A 22,781-nucleotide genomic window follows, 5' to 3' on the forward strand; every position below is an offset into this window, starting at 1 on the left:
ACCCCACCCCACCCCCGGACGCTCTCTCACTTAATGTGGGTTTTCCGCCGATCCTCTCGCACTTAATGTGGGCTTTCCCGTGACGCTCTCTCACTCCTGGTGAGGGGGCGCCACGGCTTTAAGCGCCCTTCTGGTCGGTTCGCTCTTGCGCCGCGGGTCAGTCGCCGCTGGCAAAACCAGCCGCTTGAGGGTGGTCGAGCCAGCCGCTGCGCAGCCCGCGTTTGATTTTTGTGACGGCGCGCTGGAAATCGTCGGCGAGATCGCCCTTGTCGAAGACAACGACCGTCCAGCCGGCCGCTTCGAAGGCTTTGTCCCGTCTCCGGTCACTGAGGACCTGTGCCTCCCCAAGGTGATGTCCGCCGTCGTACTGTATTGCGAGCCGACGGTGACGGTATCCGAGATCGGCCGACGGCGACCGCGCGTCTCCGGCGCGCAGTGTCACCTGCAGTTCGGGTTCGGGCAGCCCGGCGTCGGCAATCGCCAAGCGAAGCAGCGATTCGGGGGCCGAGTCGGCACCCACGCGCATGAGATCCAGCGCTTCACGGGCCCGGACGATGCCTTGGAGGTTTGGATGGCGGCCCACCAGCAGGCGCAGCCCCGCCACCGTCTCGTGGGGCTTCGTCCTCCCTTCAAAATCCGGCCGTGGGATGCGGATCAGTTCGTCCCCCATACACACGAGATCATTGAGCGGCAGCGTCCGCGACAGATCAAGCCAGGTCCGTGAACGTGTGCTCAGGCGGATGCCATCGATCACTTCGGTCTCGTCGTCCAGCGCCAGGACCGTGTGGCCGAGCACGCCCTTCCGCCGGACCGACGGCAGCGAACGCGGTTTGCTCAGATGCAGCTCCGTGGAATCCGCAAGCCACGGGGGCAGCGGTTGGCACCGGAGCCGTGCGGCGGTGACGTGGGAGATCCAGGCTCCGGGCGACGCCGCCGACAAGGCCCTGGCGGCACCTTCCAGGTCAAAGTCCCAGTCCGCTGGCCGGTAAAGACCGCGGCCCACGTTGACCAGATCCTTCCGGCGGAGCCGGTTCAGGGTCACTCCCGAGGTCACGGCCGAACCGAAGGTGAACGGTGCCGCCGCCATCGGCTGGGGCAGGAAATCTTGCTTTCGCATGCTGGCATTCTGACCCGAAACGGCATGACGCTGCAGAAGTTATCCACAGGCGGCCGCTTCGGAGGTGTGGAGTGCGAGAGCGTTCGTGGAAAACCCACATCAAGTGAGAGAGGATCGGCTTAGAACCTGCGTTAAGTGAGAGAGCGTCCCGGGGGGTGGGGCGGCGGCTAGTGGGTGGCGGCGAGGGTTGTTGTCAGCCGGGGCGCGAGTCGGGCGGCGAGGTGCAGCGCGGCCAGCCTGCCTGTTCCGCGGGGGTCGCCGCCGCAGAGTGAAAAGATGCGCTGCAGACGCTGGTGCATGGATTGGCGTTCCAGGTGCAGCTCCCGCGCAGCCTGGGCCGTGTTGCAGCCGGAATCCAGCCAGATCCTCAACGTCTCCACCAGCAGGGACCGGCGCTGGGCATCGTAGTCAAGGATCGCCCCCAACTGCTGGCGGACGAAATCGGTGCGGAGTCCTTCATCCAGGGAGTGGAAGGCGAGCCGTTCCACGGCGAAGGCCTCGGCGTCGAGCACCGCGCCGGCCTGTCCGTGCCCGCCGTGGTGCGCACCGCCGTCGGCAGCCAGTTCCAAGGTGAGCCGGGCTTCCGTCAGCGACTGCGGCGCGGCGGAAATTCCCGAAGCTACGGGTCCCACCGCACAGACAAATCCTTCCGCGGAGGCGATGGACTGCAAACCGGCCACAATGGCGGTCCGGTCCTCCTGCAGGCTGTCAGGATGCAGGACCGCAAGGGCCAACAGTTCGGCGTTGTCCGCGTAACTGACGCTGTGCCGGGCCACCCGGTCCAGGAGGTGGTCCACATTCGTGCGGGTCTGCCGGGAGCCGGCGGAACGGACAACAATGGCTACCAGGTGGGCCTGGGCCGCGATCCCGGCTGCAGGTGCGAGCTGCTGGAGCCGCCAGGACTGCGTCCCCGAGTCAATTGCACGGATGAGCGCCGCACCGGCCATCTCCTTGAGGCCGGGAGGCATCCGCTGCAGCAGGGCCAGCGCCAGAATATCCACCGAACGGGACCCTGCGATCCTGGCCAGGTTCACATCGGTGTCGCCGCGGACGTAAAGGGTGAGCCGCGCCGAAGGAATGCCCCGGACAGAAACGTCAACATGGATCTCGCGCGCATGATCCTGCCCGCCTTCGGCAGAGGCTGCAGGTTCAGACTCTTTGGTGTGCCCAGCCGGCAGGGCGCTGGCCAGGGTGACCCCCGCGTTGGTCGCCAGGACCACCTCCGAACCCGTGGCATCCGCAAGCACGGCCAGGACCCGGTCGAGGCTGCCGCCGTGGGCCAGCTCCACCGCCATGGCGTGGCTTGCCTGGTCCGCCTGCTGCAGCTGGCCGGCGGATTCGCTCACCAGCAGCGAGTTGATCGCCTCCATCACCCCCACAAAAGGCACCCTCTTGCGGAGCTCCAGCAGTGGAAGGCCGGCCGATTCAGCTGCTGCGATCATCGACGACGGGATGGAGGGCAGCGCCGCGCCGGTCTCTATGGCGAGCGCAGCGACCCCTCGTTCGGACAGCTCCCAGATGTATCCGGTACGCCGTTTGTCGCTGGCCGCCGCGAGGGCCTGGCCCCCGGTCAGCAGCAGTTCACCGCCACTAAGTAACGGGGCGATGTCCAGAACCTCACTGGAGTGGATCCAGCGAAGCTGGGTTTCGGCCGCTACCGCAGCCGCCGCGCGGATCACAGGATCGGCGGGTGTGAGGGTGGAATGTTTCAAAACATCCAGGAGGCGGATCGACATGACACTCCGTCATACGGGAAGCGGTAATTGAATACACATAGTATATGGTGCGTGTGCGGTGCGCCACATAACCTTGAGTAATCCCCATCCCCCTCAACGGAGGCCACCCATGCAACAACACAACTCAACCCCAGGAGCAGCCGAGCAGCCTGCACTTGAAGACTGCGAAGCCTGGCTCCAGCCCATTCCGGAGTCCCAGCGCACGCACAAGGTTTCAGGACAGTTCTGGATCTGGGCCGGCGCCAACCTGGCGCCCATCAACTGGGTGCTTGGCGCCCTGGGAATCCACCTGGGGTTGGGTTTCGCTGACACCGTCATCGTCCTGGTACTGGGCAACCTGATCGGCATGCTGCTCTTCGGCTGCTTCGTCCTGCTGGGCCAGAAGACGGGCGCCACCGGCATGGTCCTGGCCCGCGCAGCGTTCGGGCGCCGCGGCAACTACCTGCCGGCATCCATCCAGGCGCTCCTGGTGATCGGCTGGTGCGCAGTCAACACCTGGATCATCCTGGACCTGGTCATGGCGCTCTTCGGTACGCTCGGCTGGGTTGATCCGACGGCGCAGAACTACGGCTGGAAGATCGGCGTTGCAACAACCATCATGGCGGCCCAGGTAGCCATCGCCTGGTTCGGCTACAAGGCGATCGCAGCCTTCGAGAAGTGGACCGTCCCGCCCACCATCATCATCCTGGCCGTCATGTCAGCGGTCGCCTGGTTCGGCATGAAGATCAACTGGTCCTACGCGGGCCCTGCCGGCAACATCCTGGAAGGCTCCGAGCGGATCGCGGCCATGAGCGCCGTGATGACCGCCATCGGCATCGGCTGGGGCATCACCTGGTTCACCTACGCTGCAGACTACTCCCGGTTCGTCAGCACTGAAGTTCCCAAGAAGAAGGTCTACCTGGCCTCAGTCCTGGGCCAGTTCATCCCCGTTGTCTGGCTCGGCATCCTGGGCGCAAGCCTGGCCACCAACAGCGGCGAAGTGGACCCCGGCAAACTCATCGTCCAGAACTTCGGCGTCCTCGCCCTGCCCGTGCTGCTGATGGTGCTCCACGGCCCCATCGCCACCAACATCCTGAACATCTACACCTTCTCGGTGGCCACCCAGTCCCTGGACATCACCATCAGCCGCCGCAAACTCAACCTGTTCGTCGGCGTCTTCTCCCTCATCGCCGTCATCTTCTTCATCTTCCAGGAAGACTTCGCAGCAGTACTCGACGCCTGGCTCATCGGCCTGGTCGCCTGGGTTGCTGCCTGGGGCGGCGTCATGCTGGTCCACTACTTCTGGATCGAAAAGAAATGGCCGGGCAACCCGGAGCGGCTCTTCGACGCCGTGGGCACCAAGCGCCTCCCGGGCGTCAACTGGGCCGGCGTGATCTCCCTCCTGGTGGGCATCTTCGCCACCTGGCTGTTCATGTACGGACTCGTTCCCGCAATGCAGGGCCCCATCGCCGTGGCCCTGGGCGGCTGGGACCTGTCCTGGCTCGCCGGCGGCGTTGCCAGCGCCACCAGCTACGCCATCCTGGGCCCGAAGGCCCACCGCAAGTACCTGGACTCCGCTTTGCCGGCCGCCACGGTTGCACAGGCCACCGCCGACCTTCGCTTTGAAACGCAGCCCCAGCCCAGCGCCCCGGCCGGACTCTGAACACGCCGGTCCCAGAACACGCCGGACCCGAACACGAGGAACTGACATGACCACCGCAGCATTTCCGGACTCCGCCCACCCGATCACCTGGCCCGAAGGCAAGCAGGCAGCCGCCTCCTTCACCTTCGACGTCGACGCCGAATCCTGCACCATCGCGCACGATCCGAAGAGCACCAAACGGATGTCCCTGATGACCCACCAGTCCTACGGGCCCAAGGTTGCCGTGCCGCGGCTGCTGCAGATCCTGCAGCGCCAGGACATCCGTGCCACGTTCTTCGTTCCCGGCTTCACCGCCGAGTGCTACCCGGACACCGTCCGCCGCATTGTGGACGCCGGACACGAGGTGGCGCACCACGGCTACCTGCATGAACCGATGCAGGGCATCGACGCCGAGACGGAGGCGCGGTACATCGACCGGGGACTGGAGGCACTGGCCAAAGCGGCCGGCGTCGAGCCCGTCGGGTACCGGGCACCGTGGTGGGAACTCAACTGGCACTCCCCCGCACTCCTCGCGGACCGCGGCTTCCTCTACGATTCGAGCCTGCTCGACGGCGACGCCCCCTACCGCTTCAGCGTCGCCCCGGGTGACAGCCGGGACATCGTGGAGATCCCCGTGGACTGGACCCTGGACGACTGGGAGCAGTACGCGTTCTACCCCGGCGTGACCGGCAGCGGCGTCATCGAGAGCCCGGCTAAGGTCCTGGAGATGTGGACCCTCGAAGCTGAGGCCCACCACGCCCAGGGAAGCTGCTTCGTCCTGACCAACCACCCGTTCATTTCCGGGCGGCCTTCCAAGGCGGTTGCCCTGGAAAAGCTGATTGAACGGGTCAAGTCGATGGACGGCATGTGGGTCACCACCATGGAGGAGATCGCCGAGCACACCCGCAAAACTGTCCAGGAGGTCCACACCCACGCCCGGATCGAGGTCCCGTCCTTCCCGGATACGGGCGCACGGTTCACGCCTGCGGAGGTTCTGCAGACGAAGCCGACAGCCAGCCTCGGCTGAGCAGATCAGACACGAAAACTCCCGCCGGATTCCTTCCGGCGGGAGATTTCCTGTTTCCGGCCCACGACGGGCCCTGGCGGCTAGGCTCAGAATTGTTATCGTCCGGACGAGGGGAACACACCATGGCCAGCACGACGGAACCGGGCCCGACGCCGGCAGTCACGGGCCGTGAATGGCGTGCCCCTGCCGGCACTTCCGTGCTCTCCGGTCTCGTGGCCGCCGCCCCGGGGCGGCCTACCCAGGCATCGCACGCCCCGTTCGACGGCAGCCTGCTGGGGGACGTTCCGGTCTGCACAACGGACGACGTCGAGGCCGCCGTCGCCAGCGCCCGAACGGCCCAGCGCGCATGGGCAGCCGTTCCACTGACGGAACGCCGTGCAGTCATCCGGCGGTTCCGCGACCTGCTCCTGCAGCAGGAGCCCGGGATCCTGGACATCGTCCAGGCCGAAAGCGGAAAGTCCCGGCTCAGTGCGTTCGAGGAACTCGCCGACGTCGCCCTGACGGCCAGCTACTACGAGCGGACCGCACCGCGGTACCTCCGGCCGGCCCGCCGCAAGGGCGCCGCTCCCCTCCTCACCAGAACGGTGGAGTACCGCCTGCCCAAGGGCGTCGTCGGGATCATCAGCCCCTGGAACTATCCCCTCACCCTCGCCGTTTCGGACGCTATTCCTGCCCTCCTGGCCGGCAACGGCGTTGTCCTCAAACCGGATTCCCAGACGCCGTTCACGGCACTGCTGGCGCTCAAGCTGCTGCGGGAGGCAGGGCTTCCGCAGGACCTCTTCCAGATAGTGACGGGACCCGGGCCGCTGCTGGGATCTGCCATCATCAACCGGGCCGACTTCGTGATGTTCACCGGCTCCTCGGCCACCGGAAAAGCCGTGGCCAGGCAGTGCGGCGAGCGGCTCATCGGTTTCTCCGCGGAGCTTGGCGGGAAGAATCCCATGCTGGTCCTTGCCGATGCGGACCTTGCCAAGGCAGCCCGCGGCGCCGTCCAGGCGTGTTTCTCCAACTCCGGCCAGCTGTGCGTCAGCATCGAGCGGATCTACGTCCACCGCGCCGTTTTCGAGCCTTTCCTGGCTGCCTTCACGGCAGAGGCCCAGCGCCTGCGGCTGGGCCCTGGGCCGGACTGGGACATCGGAATGGGATCGCTCATCAGCGCCAAGCAGCTGGAGACGGTCACCGCCCATGTCGAAGACGCGTTGTCCAAGGGTGCCCGGCTGGTCAGCGGAGGCCGCAGCCGCCCGGACCTTGGGCCGCTGTTCTACGAGCCCACGATCCTTACCGGCGTGACGGACAGGATGCTCCTGGCGCGCGAGGAGACCTTCGGACCCGTGGTGGCCGTCTACCAGGTGGAGGACGACGCCGAGGCAGTGGCCCTGGCAAACGACACCGAGTACGGCCTCAACGCCAGCGTCTGGTCCGCCCGCCATGGCGTCCCGATGGCCCGCCGGCTGCTGGCCGGGACGGTCAACGTCAACGACGGCTATGCCGCAACCTGGGCGTCCCATGATGCCCCGATCGGCGGCATGAAGGACTCCGGCACCGGGCGCCGGCACGGCCGGGAGGGCATCCTGAAGTACACGGAGGCGCAGACCGTCTCCCTGCAGCGGCTGCTCCCGGTAGGTCCGCCTCCCGGGATGACCAACGAAAGGTATGTCCGGATCATGAAGGGCGCCGTCAAGCTGATGAGCCGGTTCCCCTGACTGGGCCAGGTCCCTTGGGAAGGCGTGCCGCCGCACCCAGCCGTCCACCCGCCGTCGAGCACCACCCACGAATTTGAAAAACAGGAGACCTGACATGGCCCATGGAACCACACTGTCCGGCAGCACCGTGCTGGTCACCGGCGGGGGAAGCGGGCTCGGCCGCCGCATGGCGCTGCTGGCTGCAGAACGCGGTGCCCGGGTGCTGATCTGGGACCTCTCAGCCGACGGCGGGGCGAACGTCCGGGACGAAATACGCGCCGCGGGCGGCACTGCGGAAGCCCAAACGGTCAACGTTGCGGACAGGGATGCCGTAAAAGCGGCGGCCACCGAGGCCGGGCCCATTGATGTCCTGATCAACAATGCGGGTGTGGTCAGCGGCCGGCTTCTCCTGGACGCTGCAGATGAGGACATTGAACGCACTTTCAACGTCAACGTACTGGCCCTCTACTGGGTGACGCGGGCGTTCCTGCCAGGGATGACCAGCCGTGGGTGCGGCACCGTGGTCACTGTTGCGAGTGCTGCGGGGCTGGTGGGTGTGGCGCGGCAGACGGATTACTCCGCCAGCAAGTTCGCGGCGTTCGGGTTCAACGAGTCATTGCGCGCCGAGCTGCGGAGTGGCGGCAGTGGGGTCAGCACGCTGGTGGTCTGCCCCTATTACATCGATACGGGAATGTTCGACGGCGTCCGGACCCGGTTTCCGCTCCTGCTGCCCATCCTCAAGGAGGAAGAGGTGGCGGTGAAGATCCTTGACGGAATTGAGGCCGGCCGCGAGAAGCTGGTCCTCCCGCCGCTGGTGAATCTGGTTCCGGCGGCCCGGATCCTCCCCGTTGCAGCCTTCGACCGCCTGATGGATGTCCTGGGCATCAACCGGACCATGGACCATTTCACCGGCCGCCCTGGCACCGGGCACGCGGCCGGGACCGCCCCGGAGGCGGAGTAGAGCCGGTCAGTCGATCTCCTCACCGGCCAAGGCCTTCGCTGCCAGCCGTTCTTCCTCCGCTGTCTCCCAGACCTCTTTCGCCGCGCGGAAATTGAGGAGGACGATGAAGGTGCCCAGCACCAGATCGGGCCAGCCGGAGGCCGTCCAGAGAGTCAGGACACCCATGGCAATGATGGCCAGATTGATCAGCACGTCATTGCGGGCGGAGAGGAAAGCCGCCGTGGCCATCGATCCGCCGTGATGGCGGAACCGGGCCAGGACAAGGGAACAGGCCAGATTCACCATCACCGCACCGCCGGCCGTCACCACCAGCGCCAACGGGTCCGGGGGCTCCGGATCGGTGAACTTGATGAATGCCTGCCAGGCCGCCGCCAGGGCCGGGACCAGGATGAAGATGGCCATCGCCTTCCCGGCAAGTGCCTGGCGGTGCAGCGACCACCCCAGCGCCAGGAAGATCAGCAGGTTGATGGCGGTGTCTTCGAGGAAGTCCACGCTGTCGGCAAACAGGGATACCGAGCCGATCGCCAACGCCACCGTGAACTCGACAAAGAAGTAGGCAAGGTTCAGCCCCGCGACCAGCAGAACCGCACGCTTGAGCCGCCGCGCAAGGCCGTGAGCGTCCTGATCGTTGAAGGCGTCCCCGGCACTGGTGGTATCCACGGTCTCACTTTAGGGGCGGCGCCCGGATCTGTGTATCGCAACGATGAGCCGTGTCTCCTACATCGGTCCCGCCGGTGCTGCACACTGTCTCCATGACCTTTGCGAATGTGGGAAGCCTCGAAACCAAGCCCGGCCAGCGCGATGCCGTCGCGGCAATCCTGCTCAGGCCCATGGCCGGGCTCAAGGAAGCCGGTTGCCTGCTGTATGAAGTGGGGATCAATGAGGAGTCCCGGGACACGGTATTCGTCTGCGAACTCTGGGAGTCGCCCGAGGCGCACCGGGCATCGCTTCAGCTGGACAGTGTACGGGCGGCAATCGCCGAGGCGCTGCCGCTTCTGACCGGAACCATGGGCGGTAACCAGTTCACGGTGCTCGGCTCGCCACTGGGCTGAGCCGGGCGCGCGCGGGTACTGTCACACCCTCGCCGTAAGCTGGGACCATGCCGAGTAACTGGGACAGCCTGGACGTCAGCCAGCGTGAATCCGTGCAGGAGAACGTTGAGATCTACGAGCGGGTCCGGCCTGCCCTGAAGCTGGTCACCCGCGAAGTCCTGCACATCCTCCGGGGCATGCTGAAGGACACTGAGGTCACGCCGCTCTTCGTTACCGGGCGCACCAAGTCCGTGGAATCGTTCCGGGAGAAAATCTCCCGGATCGAGGAGCCGCTGGAGCCCGGGGGCCCGCCGGCACTGAAGTTTCCGGACCCGTTCCGCACCCTCAACGACATGGTGGGCGTGCGCGTCATCACCAAACTGCCCACGGAGAACGCCCTGGTGGCCAACATCATCAAACGCCAGCGCCAGGTGTTCGATTGCCGCGGCGACCGGGAAAAGGACATCGGCTCCATCGAGTCCGGCACCTACGGCTACTCCAGCCGGCACCTCATCCTGCGCACCATCCAGAATGAGGCCGTCAAGGAGTACCAGTCGGTCTTCAACCCGGATGTCCAGCCCAACGGCAGCTATTTCTTCGAATGCCAGATCCGCACGGTCTTCGCACACGCGTGGAGCGAGATCGAGCATGACATCCGGTTCAAGGCCGAGGATCCGCGGGCATGGACCCCGCACTTCGACCGGCAGTTCACGGCCACCGCGGCGATGCTGGAAACCGTGGAAAGCGCCTTCGCGGACCTGCACGAGCGCTATGAGGAGGTCCGCAGCTATTGGGACATGGAAGGTGAGGGCGCGGCCCAGCTCACCCCCAACCGGATCCGCGACGTCTGGCGCACGCTGCTGCCGCACGTTGACCGCAAGGTAGACGATGACTGGGGCTGGGCTGCTGAACTAATGGCTGCCCACGGCCTGAACCAGACCATGCAACTGGCCGGCCTGCTCAGCGCGCAGCGGATCACGGAGGTCCGCAAGGCCCTGGATCACCGCTACTCCCCCGGTCCGGACCGCCTGCTGGATGACCTTCTGCTGTGGCAGTACGGAACCAAGCACATTGACCTCACCGCGGAAGCGCCCGACGCCGTCCCGCACCCGCGGCGGGACAGCCTCCTGCGGCGGCTCAAACAGATCGAGCGTTACCGGCACACCAAGTCCACCTAAGGCCGCAGGATTATTCGGCACCGGCTGCATTCAACTACCCTTGACCTATAGCGGAGGCTGTTGTAAACGGACCCCTCCAGCTCCCGGTTCCAGCCCAGCGGCAAGATCCGGCCCCTGTTTTGCCCCTCTCTGACAAGGATTCCGCCATTTCCACGGACGCATTCTTCGGCACGCTCACCCGGATCCGCAACGTCATCCTCCCGGCGTCCGCACGGTCCTGGCTCAACACGCCGCGGGGGCTGCTGACGGGCTACATCGCGGTGCACCTGGGGTTCCTGATCTTCGGAGCGCTGCTGTCCCTGCGGGGCGAAGCCTTCAGCGATACCTTCATCTACCGCGAATGGGCGCTGGCCGGATTTAACGAGGCAAACCTCAGCGGCGGACCCAGTCCCTGGGTCTACCCCATCCTGGCGCTGATCCCCATGGCGATCGCCGGCCTGGCGGGGCCCGGTCCTTTCTTCTTCCTCTGGGTCCTGATGACCAGCCTGCTCAACGGCTGGGGCCTGCTGAAGCTCACGGACCGCGGCCGGAACCAGGACGCCATCCCCGCCGGCTGGTGGTGGCTGGTCTTCACCCTGCTCCTCGGCTGGCTGGGCTTCGCCCGCGTGGACGGCCTGACAGCCCCGATCGTCCTGGTAGCCCTGGCCTACGGTGTGCAGCGCCCGTTCATCGCCTCAATCCTGCTCAGCATCGGCACCTGGATGAAGGTCTGGCCGGCCGCCGTCATGCTCGCGCTCTTCGCCGTGGTCAAGAACCGGATGCTGGTGGTCCTCGCCGGCGTGGTCACCTCCGCCGCCGTCGTCGCCCTGGCCGCAGTCCTCGGTACCGTGCCCCGTCTCCTGAACTTCCTCACCCAGCAGGGCGACAGGGGCATGCAGCTGGAGGCCACCTTCACCACGCCGTGGCTGTGGCTTTCCGTGCTCAATATCGGCGATTCCCGGATGTACATGAACACGGACATCAACTCGATGCAGGTGGACGGACCCGGGACCGCCGTCATGTCCTTCCTGATGCAGCCCCTCCTCATCCTGGCCGCGCTCCTGGTGGCCGGCCTGACGTTCTGGGCGCTGCACAACGGAAAGGTCAACGGCAGCAGCGAGCCCGACGGCGGCGTTGACCGTACCGAACTGCTCCTCGCCGGCGCCCTGACGCTGGCCACCGCTTTTGTGGTCTTCAACAAGGTGGGCTCGCCCCAGTTCATGGTCTGGCTGGCACCCGCTGTCGCCGTCGGGCTGGCCCACAGCTGGCGCGAATGGCGGGTTCCGGCAGCGATGCTGATCGCCATTGCCGTGGCCACGTTCTTCATCTACCCCCTGTTCTATGACGCCCTGAGCCACAACAACCCGCTGATGGCCGGTGTCCTGACCATCCGCAACGTCCTGCTGGTGGTCCTGTTCCTGTGGTCGGTGCGGCGCCTGTATTCACTGGGTAAAAAGACTTCCGCGTCAGTCCCCGCGCTCAAGGAGTCCTGACATTTCCACGAAGTTCTTTGACCGGCTGGTCAGCGTCCGCAGTGCCGTCCTGCCCGCGCCCGTGGTGGACTGGTTCGCCCGTCCGTCCAGTGTCTGGTGGGGCTTCGCCGTGGTCCACCTGTACTTCCTGGGCTGGATGGCGTCCTTCTTCCTCAGCGGCGACACGTTCAGCGACACGGAGCAGTACCGCCAGTGGGCCATGGACGGCTACAACCCGGACAGCCTGGACGGCAAGATCAGCCCCTGGGTATACCCCGTGCTGGCACAGATCCCGATCTTCCTCGCCGGAGTCGCGGGTCCTGACCTGTACCTCCTGGTCTGGTTCCTGATCATCACAGCCCTCAACGCCGTCGGGCTCGCCTTCCTGACCCGCGGACCGCGGAAGGTGAAGGGCATTGCCCCGGCCTGGTGGTGGCTGTTTTTCACCGTCTTTATGGGCTACCTCAGCTTCGCCCGGGTGGAGGGCATCACGGCGCCCATCGTGCTGATCGCCCTGCTGTACGCGGCCGAACGCCCCGTCGTGGCCGGCATCCTGCTCAGTGTTGCCACGTGGATCAAGGTGGCACCTGCCGCAGTCCTGGTGCCGATCATCATTGCCAGCAGGAAGCGCCTCCAGGTGCTGGCCTCCGGCGTGGCCGTGACCGCCGTCGTCGGCCTGGGGACCTGGCTGACCGGCGGGCTGCCGCACATCCTGGACTTCCTCACCAACCAGGGCGAGCGCGGCATGCAGCTTGAGGCCACCTTCTCAACGCCGTGGGTGTGGCTGAGCGTGTTCAACATCGCGGGCTCCAGGATGGCTGACAATACCGCCATCAATTCCACCGAGGTGTACGGCCCGGGCGCGTCTGTGGCGGCTTTCCTGATGCAGCCGCTGCTGATCCTCGCTGCCGTGGTGGCCGCTGTCCTGCTGATCCGTGCGCTGAACCGCGGCGCCGAGCGGGAAGAGCTTTTCCTCGAGGGTGCCCTGATGATGACCACGGCGTTCATCGTCTTCAACAAGGTGGGTTCGCCGCAGTTCATCATCTGGCTGGCGCCGGTGATCATCGCTGGCCTGACGCATGACTGGGACCGCTGGAAGGTCCCGGCGGCCCTGCTGATGGGCATCGCCGTCACCACTTTTGTGATCTACCCGCTGTTCTACACGCCGCTCATCCACGCGCACCCGGTCATGGCCGCCATTCTCACCACCCGCAACGTGCTCCTGGTGGTGCTGCTCTGGTGGTCGGTGAAGCGGACAGCTGAGCTCGGGCGAAAGACAAAGCTTGCGCCGGAGGCCACAGCGGCCTGAGCCTGCTGGAGAGGTGAGGTTTAGCCCTCACACTCGATGCAGTATTTGTGCCCGTCCTTCTCCTTCGCGAGCTGGGAACGGTGCCGGACCAGGAAACAGGAAAAGCAGGTGAACTCGTCCGCGGCCTGGGGAATGACCTGCACGATGAGCTCTTCGTTGACAATCTCTCCACCGGGGGTCATGCCTTCATCGAGCGCATCGGCCTGATCCAGTTCACTGACGACGCTGCGGGCATCCGGCGCGTTCGCGGACTGCAGCGCCTCCAATGAACGGTCCTGGGATTCCTTGACATCGGAACGGACTTCGTCGTAATCGGTTGCCACTGGGGTGATTCTCATTTCTGACGTATCTGATGATCTTTTCTGACGTGACTGCAACGTACACCAGCCCGCCGTTGTTCCCGCATTCGGAGATCCGGGTGGGCAGGGCTCCGACCAGGGCCCCGGAACCTCGGGTGGTGGTGCGACACTGGCTGGGGAGAAGGAGGAGAGATGGCGCGCATTTTCATCACGGGCTCCGCCGACGGGCTCGGACGGCTGACTGCCCATACCCTACTGGACGGCGGCCATGACGTCACTGTGCATGCCCGCAGCGACGCCCGGCTGGCCGCGGCACAGGATCTCCTCGATGGCGGGGCAACGGGCGTGGCGGGTGACCTGTCGGATCCGGAACAAACGCGCGACGTCGCTGCCCAAGTTAATCGGCACGGTTCCGTGGACGCCGTGATCCACAACGCAGGCGTGTACACGGGCCCGCACATCTTCGACGTCAACGTCGCCGCTCCATACCTGCTGACCGCCCTCATCAAACGCCCGCGCCGGCTGATCTACCTCAGCAGCGGCATGCACCGCGGCGGCCACCCGGCCCTGCCCGGCACGGGGCTGCCCGGCACGGGGCAGGGCGGCAGCGGCCAGGGCGGAAAGCCCCAACGCATTACCTACTCCGACAGCAAGCTCTACGTCACCGCCATGAGCGCCGCCGTCGCGCGTTTATGGCCTGGGGTGCTCGGCAACGCCGTGGATCCCGGGTGGGTGCCAACCAAAATGGGCGGCGCCGGCGCTCCGGACGACCTGCGGCTGGGCCACCTCACCCAGGAATGGCTCGCCACCAGCGACGACCCGGAGGCACTGACCAGCGGCGGCTACTGGTACCACCAGGACCGGCGCAAAGCGCACCCCGCGGTTTACGACCGTGAGTTCCAGAACGCGCTGCTGAACCACCTGGCCACGGTCACGGGCGAGCGCCTCACCTGAGCCAGCACTTCAACGGCAGGCTCAGCGGGCGCGGATGCCCCGCCACTGCTCCTGCACCCAGCGGACAGCCTTGCGCGCCGAGTCCGAGGGCTTGGCCTCGATCAGCAGCTTGCGGGTGTGGACGTCAAGGAACAGCAGGTAGAACGTGAAGAGCAGTGCCGTCACGAACGCCAGCGACGACGCGTCAATGGGCAGTTCCACGAAGGACCAGACCGAAAGCTGGTCCTGGGCGCCGAACACCACAAAGAATGTGACGCCCACGTAGAGGCTCCGGATCTGCCAGTCGTTGCGGATGCCCGTGACCGCCAGGAACGGCAGGAACCAGAGGATGTACCAGGGCTGGATGATGGGCGAGAGCATCACGACGGCGGTGAATGCCAGGGCCATCCGGCGCACCGCCCGCGAATAATCGCCGCGGAACATCAGCAGCAGGACCAGCCCGATGGCCGCCCACTTCATGCCGGTGCGCAGCAGGTCAGCGAAGGTGCCGCCGGGCAGTCCCAGCACGTTGCCGAGGAACTCCACCTGCTGCCCCAGGAAGCCTGACGGCGAATAGCCGGTGTAACCCGGCGTCGGGTCCATGATCGCCCAGACCCAGCCCATCCCGAGGTTGTACGGCAGGCCGCTGACGGCCAGCACGCCGAAACTGATTCCCGCCGTCGCGCCCCAGATCAGGAACTTGCGCATCCACGAGGCACCCGGTCCGGCCCACATAACACCGATGAACGGGAGCAGCAGAACGGTGATCGGCTTGATGCCGATGGACGCGGTGACCAGCAGGATGCCCAGCAGGTAGCGCCTTGTTGCGGCGAAGTAGACGCCAGCGACGGCGAGGCCCACCATGAGTGCGTCGTTGTGGGCGCTGGCCACGAAGCTGATGAGGAACAGCGGGTTGGCCACGGCGATCCAGAGGGCGCGCGCGCCGTTGATGCCGTGCAGTTCGGCCAGTTTGGGCACGTAGATGACGCAGAGGACCACCCCGACGCCGGCGAGCAGCCGGAAGAGCAGGACGGAAACGTCGGGCTGGGCTCCGGTCAGTTCAACCACGCCGCGGGCGAGCCACAGGAAGTATGGCCCGTAGGGCGTCCGGGCCTCCGCCCAGGCGGGGTCGGCGCCGAGGGAAAACCAGTTGTTGAGCGTGGAAATGCCGACGTCGTACGGGTTCTGGCCCTCCAGGACCAGGCGGCCCTGGCCCGTGTAGGCGTAGACGTCGCGGGAGAAGATGGGCACTGCGAGGAGGAGGGGAAGGGACCAGGCGGAGATGGCGATCACCACCGGGCGCAGGGACGATCCGCTCCAGTCGCCCAGCCTCTGCCCCAGCCGCAGCCAGGAACGCATCAGCAGCATGGCGCCCACCGTCAGCAGGACCGTGGACAGGGTGACGCCCCAGCCCTCGGTCCGCAGGGCTATGACCACGGGCTGGCGGATCATGGGCGAGCCGTTGGCAATCCAGCCTGTTCCGATGGAGCCCACAAACATCATCAGGGCGCCGAGGAACCCCTGCCAGATAGCGATGTAGGCCCGGCGTTTGGCCGGCGACGGGGTGGAGTCAGGCACTACTGAGCGCGGGAGTTCTGCAGCCGTCTTTTTGGACGGGACAGGGGAACTCTCCGAAGTGCTCAGGTGTGAACCGCCTGCCGTCATGTTATGTGGTCCCCTACTTGCGTTACGGCGCTGGCTGGACCAGCTATAGGCCGCCCTTCAACCACGCCATTTTAGCAGTTGGCCTGCGGCATGCCCCAGAATGTTTAGGGGCCGCCGCGCCCCCTCATTTCAAGGTGCGACGCCGCGCCTCCCCCTCCCGGACGAAACCCGAAGCTGCCGCCGTGCACTTCGACAGCACGATTGGACCACCGCCATGGCCGCACGAACCGTCCCGGACGCCCGGACCGGCACTCCCCAGCAGCTCCAGTCAGTCCGGGCCACCCTCCGCTCTCCCCGCCGGCTCAAAACCGAAGCATTGGCGGGCCTCGTGGTGGCGCTGGCCCTGATCCCGGAGGCCATCGCGTTCTCGGTGATCGCCGGCGTCGACCCCCGGATCGGGCTGTTCGCCTCCTTCACCATGGCCGTCACCATCTCCTTTGTGGGCGGCCGGCCCGCCATGATTTCCGCAGCCACCGGCGCCGTCGCGCTCGTGATCGCACCCCTGATGCGCAGCCACGGCCTGGACCACCTCATCGCAGCCGTGATCCTGGCCGGCGTGTTCCAGATCCTGCTGGCGGTCCTGGGTGTCACCAGGCTCATGCGCTTCATCCCGCGTTCTGTGATGGTGGGCTTCGTCAACGCCCTGGCCATCCTGGTGTTTATGGCCCAGGTTCCCGAACTGATCGGCGTTCCGTGGATGGTCTATCCGCTCGTCGCCGTCGGCCTGGTCATTGTGGTGGGACTGCCCAGAATGACGACGGCGGTGCCGTCACCGTTGGTGGCCATCGTGGTGCTCACCCTGTTTGCCGTGCTGGCCGGCGTGGATGTGCCCACCGTCCAGGACAAGGGACAGCTGCCGGAGAGCCTGCCCACGCTGTTCTTCCCCAGCGTGCCACTGACCTGGGAGACGTTCCAGATCATCGCCCCGTTCTCGCTGTCCATGGCCTTGGTGGGGCTGCTGGAATCGCTGATGACCGCCAAGCTGGTGGACGACATCACGGACACCCGCTCCAACAAGACGCGCGAGTCCTGGGGCCAGGGCGTAGCGAACATCGTCACCGGCTTCTTCGGCGGAATGGGCGGCTGCGCCGTGATCGGCCAGACCATGATCAACGTCAAGGGCGCGGGAGCCCGGAGCCGGGTCTCCACGTTCCTGTCCGGCGTCTTCCTGCTGGTCCTGGTGGTACTGCTCGGCGATGTGGTGGGCCTCATCCCCATGGCCGCCCTGGTGGCGGTGATGATCTTCGTTTCCGCCATCACCTTCGACTGGCACTCCATCGCTCCCCGGACCCTGCGCCGGATGCCCAAATCCGAGACCGCCGTCATGCTGATCACCGTCGCCGTGGTGTCCGTGACGCACAACCTGGCCATCGGCGTCGGGGCCGGGGTCCTGGCCGCGATGGCCCTGTTCGCCCGGCGGGTGGCGCACTTCGCCACCGTGGAGCGCACCGTCGTCGAACTTAACGGCGAGAACGTGGCCACCTACACCGTGGACGGCGAGCTGTTCTTTGCCTCCTCCAACGATCTCTACACCCAGTTCGACTACGCCCTGGACGCGGAGCCGGACATCGCCAGGGTGGTGGTGGACCTGCACGCCTCGCACCTGTGGGACGCGTCCACCATCGCCGTGCTGGACGCCGTGACGGAAAAGTACCGCCGGCACGGCCGCGAAGTGGAACTGATCGGGCTGAACGCGGCCAGCATCCAGATGCGCGAGCGGCTGGCGGGGAAGCTCAACACGGACGGCTGACCATCAGCAATGCTAGCCCCCAGTTACCTGCAGTAGGTGGTCCGTTGGCCTGACGTCACAGCGGCGTTCCCTGGAGGGACAGAGTTTTCTGATCCGCGCCCCCGCCTGGTACCGGCATGTAGGAGATCCGCAGTCTCTCCCGGACCGCGACTGTGTGCTCGCCATTGGAAAGGCCGCCCGCCTTGCTGACGAAGACGGTGGCTACCTCGCCCATTTCCCACCGGTCATCAAAGATGCCCGGCAGGTCCGTGAGCCTGTATCTGTTTCCGTGCAGGGTCAGCGAGACCGACTCCGCCGGAGCAGTCACACCGTCCAAGGTGACCTCGATGTCTTCCACCATGGACAGGCCCAGTCCGCGGTAGTACGGGAGCCGAACGCCGAGCTGGAAGCCGGTGACCTCCCCGCCCACTGCCACGTTCCGTAGCGTGTCCTCCACGATGATGTATTTATCGAACATTGCTGTCCCCTTCGGCGATTGCGCCGGCGCCAACGGCCGCAGCGGTGTGAAACATGGGTTCTTCCCCGAGCAGCCGCTCGAACATCCGGTGCTGCCTGCGGACCTGGTCCACGCTGTCCACCTCAGACACGTCCTGGATGTGCCGGTTGCCCTCGTACTCGCTGGAGAGGTAACCGTCATACCCACCCTCGACCAGAACCGGGATGATCTTGTCGTAGGGGATGCTGTACTCGACGCCGTCGTCGGTCATCTCGTAGAACTTGGCCTGGATGTGGTGGATGAAAGGCATGTGCTCCAGCATCACGCGGGGGTCATTCCACGTCAGGAAGGTGGATAGCCGGGCAATGCCCAGTTCCACGGGGTTGCCGCCCATGTAGTTGAAGGTGTCCATGAGCCCGTGGACGTCGCCCCGGTTGTTGTACGTCTCAACTGCGAGGTCCACGAACCGCGAGCGGGCTCCGTCACGCAGCGCGCGCTCAGACATCACTCGCGGGAAGCGCTCCACAAACGTTCCCATATCCGGCATAAAGCCTAAGGCCGGCGACTGCAGCCTATGCATCACGTCCAGGTGCCGGAGGATCCACGGGTGTTCATAGTGGAACGGTGCGTGGACTTCGAGCAGCAGTGTCAGCTCCAGCTGCTCGGCGTAAGAAGCGCAGGCTTCCATGACTTCCGGCGGCGTGTTGATGATTGCCCGGACATGCCTGGCACCAAGGCGCTTCGCGATGTCCAGGTCCCTGCGGACGGACTCTGTCATCTCATCCAATGTCATGACGCGGCCAGGGTAGCGCTTGGTATCGATGAACAGATCCGTGGCGATGGTGGTGGTGCCGTACTTTTCCATCCACTCATCCCACTGGCGGTAAAACCCGTCACCGGGGTTTGGGTATCCGGTCATGGACTGCTCAGGGATTACTTCGACGCCGAAAGCACCGATGGCGGCGGCTTCCCGGACACAATCCTCAAGGGACATTTTCTTCAGGAAACACTCTTCCTGGTAGCTGTAGAAACTGACTCCACGCTTGATCTGATGGGCGGTACTCACACCCAGCTCCTCGTGTTTTGGCGCGTTCTCAACGCGACATGTCGCACCGACCTACGACGGGCGTGTTCCCAAAGCTACCTGCAGGGCAGCGCGTTGGGCAGTGCCGGAAGGATCACTAACCCGGATGCCGCGCATCACCAGTTCGAATGGTGGCCGCGTCCCTCCCCGGGGCGTCAACCCGGTACCGTTTTTGCAGGTGCCTGCATCATTCCCGGCGCACTTCGTGTGCTGATGCTCCCGGGCACCGTGCCCCGACTTTTACCTCGGCACTTGAGTAATCCGCAAAGGATTTCCCGTGAAAACCACCTCTGACCAGCCCGCCGAGGCGTTTGACGTCGTCATAGTCGGCAGCGGCCCTTCCGGTTCCGCCTACGCCCGTGTCCTCCACGACGAAGCTCCGCAGTTGCGGATCCTCATGGTCGAAACAGGGCCTACCCTGGGCGACCGGCCAGGCCTCCACGTCAAGAACATGCCTACCCTCCAGGACAGGTCCGCCGCGCAGGTCGCCTCTCAGGGCCCGGCGGCCTCCGTCAGCCCCGAAGCGCCGGCTCCCGGCCCAGGGCGGCCCGGCACCTTCCTGCTTCGACCCGACGAACCGGCGCCGTGGACAGGCATGCCTGCCGCGGCGATGTCCAGCAACGTCGGAGGAATGGGCGCGCACTGGACCTGTGCCTGTCCTCGGCCCGGAGGATCGGAGCGGATTGCGTTCCTGGACGACGGCACGCTCGACGCAGCCTTGTCGGTTGCTGAACGTCTGCTGGCGGTGACCGCCGATGCGTTTGAGGACGCACCCTTCTCAGCCGAGGTCCGTCGGCGGCTCGCCGGCGAGTTTTCCCGTACCGGCGCCGCAGCTGTCCAGCCGATGCCGCTTGCTGTCCGCAAGCATGCTGATGGGACCATCACGTGGTCCGGGACCGACGTCGTGCTTGGACCGCTGGCTGAGCCGGAGGCGCAAGGTGACTATTTTGAATTGCGCGCCAGGACCCTCTGTCAACGGGTAATGTTCGACGGCGGACGCGTCTCAGGCGTCGCCCTGCGGGACCTCGCCACGGGAACTGAGACGGTTGTTGCGGCCCCGGTGGTGGTAGTGGCAGCAGATGCCCTCCGGACCCCTCAGGTACTGTTCGCGTCCGGCATCAGGATGCGGGCGCTCGGCCGCTATCTTAATGACCAGCCGCAGGTGATCAGCGCTGTCCGCCTCCCGTCCGAGGCGCTCGAGGCCGGACTGCCGGTCTTTGGTGAGGCTGGAGCGGCGCAGCACAGCGGTGTTTCGTGGGTTCCGTACACGGACCAGGACCCATTCCACGGCCAGGTGATGCAGCTCGATGCCTCACCCGTGCCACTCGCGGAAGAGGACGCCGTGATCCCGGGATCTATTGTTGGACTTGGCTGGTTCTGTGCCACCGAAACCGTCGAAGCAAACCGGGTGGAATTCGAGGAAGCCTCCCTGGATCACTACGGGATGCCGCGGATGACCATCCATTACAACCTCACGTGGAAGGACTTGCGGGTCATTGAGGCGGCCAAGGACGCGGTCACCAGGGCGGGCAAGGCCCTGGGCACCTTCCTGGACGACCGGCCGCCGTTCCTCCTCCCGGCAGGGTCGTCCCTCCACTATCAGGGGTCCGTGCGGATGGGGCAGTTCGACGACGGCCGCTCGGTGTGCGGTCCGGACAGCCAGGTCTGGGGTACTGAGGGCCTGTATGTTGCCGGGAACGGCGTCATCCCGACGTCCACTGCCTGCAACCCCACGCTGACGTCCGTGGCCCTGGCCGTGCTGGGGGCGAGGTCGATCATAGACCGCTTGAGGTAGTTGGCGGCAAACACAGGGCGGGTGCCACCGTGGAGGTGGCACCCGCCCTTGTGGCCGCTGGAGCCTAGACGAACTCCAGCAGCTTGATCCGGGCGGCGCTGATGTTGTCTCCCTGGAGAACTTGGAGCCGCTCATCGCCGTTCAGAAGACGGCCATCCTTCCAGCCTTCTACGGTAAGCCGCAGCTCAAGCACAGAATCAATTTCGAGTTCCGAGTCCTCTTTACGGAAATCGAACAGCGCGCCCTGCCCAATCACGAGGAACTCCAACGGTCCCGTTTCGAGTATCAGTCCGAAGGGACGGCCGTCCCCAGGGGTATGCCCGTGGGCCGCACCCTCGGTCTCGCCGGGGAGTTCTGAAGGCGGAGGCAGGATTACACCGGCGTCAAGCAGCATGGCACCGTAGAGCTTTGCTGAATTTCTTACGGTGATGGAGGCGCCGCCAAGCGTTGTCATCACGGAATCTTCGTCCTGTTCCAAAGCGAATCCAAAGATCCGGCTATCCCGTTGGGCGTCAACAATCTCTTTGGTGAGAGCCAGTATCGCCCGGCACGCCTGGCCAAATTGGTTTCCCTCACGGCCATCTTCAAGGCCAAAGACCTGATAACCCAACCCACCAAAGCGCCCGATAGCAAGAAAGGCGTCCCCTGCACGGAACCGGGCTTCGGGAATGAACAGGGGATTTTCCGACGACGCGTACTGTGCCATGACGTCGGCTGAGTTCGAAACGTAGATATCCGGGGCCAGGAGATCGATGGCTGGTGCTGCCGTCCGCCAGACTGGCAGCATCTTCGCGGTCGGTCCGCCACTTGGGTAGTTTCCGGGAAGATCCTGACCGTGCTGCGGACCGAGCCAGGCATTGGCGAAAGCGGGAAGCTCCAGGATTTCCTTTCCAGCGGCTGCAAGTCCACCGACGTACGTCGCGAAAGCCCAAGCCATGAAGGTTTCGTCCGCGACGGCGTTGCCATCACCAAAATGCTGAGCCCAGCTGGCCTCCGAAGCGATGACTGGTCGGAGAACCTCTGCCACTACGGGATCGAACGCGTCAGCATTGTTCGCGAGGGCTTTGCGAAGTGGCACCGGAACCGGCGATTCCCAAGAGGCCTGGGCTGCTGCCGATCGGTCCCTGCCCACTCCGAGAAGCCCGACCTCGTTTTCCACCTGGACCATGATCACTGTGTGCTGTTGGTCAACCTCGGCAAGATGTGCCATTAATCGGCAGTAGGCCAGCTTGTCAGCGCTAAAGAGCTCGTCAGAGAACACGGACAGTGTTGGTCGAGGCATGGAGCCCTTATAGGAGAAGGGTGTTTCCATGGGGTTCGGTCCGCGGGCTGCCCTTGGGAAGCGTGTTCTGTCAGCGCGAACCCATGGGTGCGTAAGTGGATGACGCGTTCTTGAAGGACCCAAACCAGATGAGGATCAACCTCAAGCCAGCGGTCCGTGCATCTTCGAGGAGCCCGTCAAGGCCGGAGAAATCAAAAGAACCTTCTGCAGGCTCAACCTGGTCCCAGGCCACAGTCGCAATAACAGTGTTCGCCCCGGAAACGGAAACTTTGTCCCACACAGGTGCCATGTAGTGGCGATCGGAGGAGCTGGAGTTGTGGAGTTCACCGCCCATACAGAGGAACGGTGCACCGTCCACGATCAGGCGGGTATGGCTGTCATGGCGTTCAAGTCTTGGGATGCTCATCTGCAACTTTCATTCTTT

Annotated in this window: 20 protein-coding genes; 11 read left to right on the forward strand and 9 right to left on the reverse strand. The window is 65.3% G+C overall.

The features are described 5' to 3' along the window. Nucleotides 1-157: 157 nt before the first annotated feature. Together DBR22_RS06065 and DBR22_RS06070 are read right to left on the reverse strand one after the other, a co-directional pair. On the reverse strand, nt 158-1,117 hold the full coding sequence (locus DBR22_RS06065; RefSeq protein WP_108598249.1) for a DUF559 domain-containing protein: 960 nt from the start codon (nt 1,115-1,117) through the stop codon (nt 158-160). A gap of 167 nt (nt 1,118-1,284) precedes the next feature. Beyond that, complete coding sequence (locus tag DBR22_RS06070; RefSeq protein WP_108598250.1) at nt 1,285-2,853, reverse strand: PucR family transcriptional regulator; 1,569 nt, start codon at nt 2,851-2,853, stop codon at nt 1,285-1,287. A 109-nt stretch (nt 2,854-2,962) separates the two neighbouring features. On the opposite strand from DBR22_RS06070, the gene DBR22_RS06075 reads away from it, so the two are divergent. The 4 genes from DBR22_RS06075 to DBR22_RS06090 all read left to right on the forward strand — a co-directional run bounded on the left by DBR22_RS06075 (nt 2,963) and on the right by DBR22_RS06090 (nt 8,144). Then, nucleotides 2,963-4,495, forward strand: coding sequence for a purine-cytosine permease family protein (locus tag DBR22_RS06075; RefSeq protein ID WP_108598251.1), 1,533 nt, complete (start codon nt 2,963-2,965; stop codon nt 4,493-4,495). Nucleotides 4,496-4,541: 46 nt separating this feature from the next. Beyond that, nucleotides 4,542-5,501: a polysaccharide deacetylase family protein gene (locus tag DBR22_RS06080; RefSeq protein WP_108598252.1), complete on the forward strand. Its 960-nt coding sequence runs from the start codon at nt 4,542-4,544 to the stop codon at nt 5,499-5,501. 122 nt (nt 5,502-5,623) lie between these two features. After that, nucleotides 5,624-7,204 (forward strand): succinic semialdehyde dehydrogenase, encoded by a 1,581-nt coding sequence (locus tag DBR22_RS06085; protein ID WP_108598253.1) that lies wholly within the window; start codon nt 5,624-5,626, stop codon nt 7,202-7,204. Nucleotides 7,205-7,298: 94 nt separating this feature from the next. Beyond that, nucleotides 7,299-8,144: an SDR family oxidoreductase gene (locus DBR22_RS06090; protein ID WP_108598254.1), complete on the forward strand. Its 846-nt coding sequence runs from the start codon at nt 7,299-7,301 to the stop codon at nt 8,142-8,144. Between the two features lie 6 nt (nt 8,145-8,150). Here DBR22_RS06090 and DBR22_RS06095 read toward each other — a convergent pair whose 3' ends face one another. Further along, nucleotides 8,151-8,804 carry a cation transporter gene (locus DBR22_RS06095; RefSeq protein ID WP_108598255.1) on the reverse strand — a complete coding sequence of 218 codons (654 nt, stop codon included), beginning with the start codon at nt 8,802-8,804 and terminating at the stop codon, nt 8,151-8,153. Nucleotides 8,805-8,896: 92 nt separating this feature from the next. Here DBR22_RS06095 and DBR22_RS06100 point away from each other — a divergent pair, with 92 nt between their 5' ends. The 4 genes from DBR22_RS06100 (at nt 8,897) to DBR22_RS06115 (ending at nt 13,113) form a co-directional block, all read left to right on the forward strand. Further along, a complete protein-coding gene (locus DBR22_RS06100; protein WP_108598273.1) occupies nt 8,897-9,196 on the forward strand; it encodes a putative quinol monooxygenase in 300 nt (99 codons plus the stop codon). Nucleotides 9,197-9,243: 47 nt separating this feature from the next. Continuing rightward, a complete protein-coding gene (locus tag DBR22_RS06105) occupies nt 9,244-10,353 on the forward strand; it encodes a GTP pyrophosphokinase (protein WP_108598256.1) in 1,110 nt (369 codons plus the stop codon). A 119-nt stretch (nt 10,354-10,472) separates the two neighbouring features. Then, complete coding sequence (locus tag DBR22_RS06110; protein ID WP_108598257.1) at nt 10,473-11,825, forward strand: glycosyltransferase family 87 protein; 1,353 nt, start codon at nt 10,473-10,475, stop codon at nt 11,823-11,825. Nucleotides 11,826-11,886: 61 nt separating this feature from the next. Continuing rightward, on the forward strand, nt 11,887-13,113 hold the full coding sequence (locus tag DBR22_RS06115) for a glycosyltransferase 87 family protein (RefSeq protein WP_181365049.1): 1,227 nt from the start codon (nt 11,887-11,889) through the stop codon (nt 13,111-13,113). Between the two features lie 20 nt (nt 13,114-13,133). On the opposite strand, the gene DBR22_RS06120 is transcribed toward DBR22_RS06115, so the two are convergent. Next, nucleotides 13,134-13,436 carry a DUF4193 domain-containing protein gene (locus DBR22_RS06120; RefSeq protein ID WP_108598259.1) on the reverse strand — a complete coding sequence of 101 codons (303 nt, stop codon included), beginning with the start codon at nt 13,434-13,436 and terminating at the stop codon, nt 13,134-13,136. Between the two features lie 168 nt (nt 13,437-13,604). Between DBR22_RS06120 and DBR22_RS06125 the strand changes: the two genes are divergently transcribed. Further along, a complete protein-coding gene (locus tag DBR22_RS06125) occupies nt 13,605-14,366 on the forward strand; it encodes an SDR family NAD(P)-dependent oxidoreductase (RefSeq protein WP_108598260.1) in 762 nt (253 codons plus the stop codon). 21 nt (nt 14,367-14,387) lie between these two features. Here DBR22_RS06125 and mptB read toward each other — a convergent pair whose 3' ends face one another. After that, nucleotides 14,388-16,010: a polyprenol phosphomannose-dependent alpha 1,6 mannosyltransferase MptB gene (gene mptB / locus DBR22_RS06130; protein WP_108598261.1), complete on the reverse strand. Its 1,623-nt coding sequence runs from the start codon at nt 16,008-16,010 to the stop codon at nt 14,388-14,390. A gap of 214 nt (nt 16,011-16,224) precedes the next feature. Between mptB and DBR22_RS06135 the strand changes: the two genes are divergently transcribed. Next, nucleotides 16,225-17,760 carry a SulP family inorganic anion transporter gene (locus tag DBR22_RS06135; protein WP_108598262.1) on the forward strand — a complete coding sequence of 512 codons (1,536 nt, stop codon included), beginning with the start codon at nt 16,225-16,227 and terminating at the stop codon, nt 17,758-17,760. A gap of 55 nt (nt 17,761-17,815) precedes the next feature. Here the strand turns inward: DBR22_RS06135 and DBR22_RS06140 are convergent, their stop codons facing one another. After that, nucleotides 17,816-18,217 (reverse strand): C-glycoside deglycosidase beta subunit domain-containing protein, encoded by a 402-nt coding sequence (locus DBR22_RS06140; RefSeq protein WP_108598263.1) that lies wholly within the window; start codon nt 18,215-18,217, stop codon nt 17,816-17,818. Further along, nucleotides 18,207-19,262, reverse strand: coding sequence for a sugar phosphate isomerase/epimerase family protein (locus DBR22_RS06145; RefSeq protein WP_108598264.1), 1,056 nt, complete (start codon nt 19,260-19,262; stop codon nt 18,207-18,209). The genes DBR22_RS06140 and DBR22_RS06145 overlap by 11 nt, the downstream gene beginning before the upstream one ends. A gap of 295 nt (nt 19,263-19,557) precedes the next feature. Between DBR22_RS06145 and DBR22_RS06150 the strand changes: the two genes are divergently transcribed. Beyond that, complete coding sequence (locus DBR22_RS06150) at nt 19,558-21,075, forward strand: GMC oxidoreductase (RefSeq protein WP_108598265.1); 1,518 nt, start codon at nt 19,558-19,560, stop codon at nt 21,073-21,075. A gap of 64 nt (nt 21,076-21,139) precedes the next feature. Here DBR22_RS06150 and DBR22_RS06155 read toward each other — a convergent pair whose 3' ends face one another. Continuing rightward, nucleotides 21,140-22,285 carry a DUF5597 domain-containing protein gene (locus DBR22_RS06155; protein ID WP_108598266.1) on the reverse strand — a complete coding sequence of 382 codons (1,146 nt, stop codon included), beginning with the start codon at nt 22,283-22,285 and terminating at the stop codon, nt 21,140-21,142. A gap of 142 nt (nt 22,286-22,427) precedes the next feature. After that, nucleotides 22,428-22,763: a beta-galactosidase gene (locus DBR22_RS06160; protein ID WP_108598267.1), complete on the reverse strand. Its 336-nt coding sequence runs from the start codon at nt 22,761-22,763 to the stop codon at nt 22,428-22,430. Between the last annotated feature and the right edge of the window lie 18 nt (nt 22,764-22,781).

The organism is Arthrobacter sp. HMWF013, from assembly GCF_003061105.1.
Taxonomy (GTDB): Bacteria; Actinomycetota; Actinomycetes; order Actinomycetales; family Micrococcaceae; genus Arthrobacter.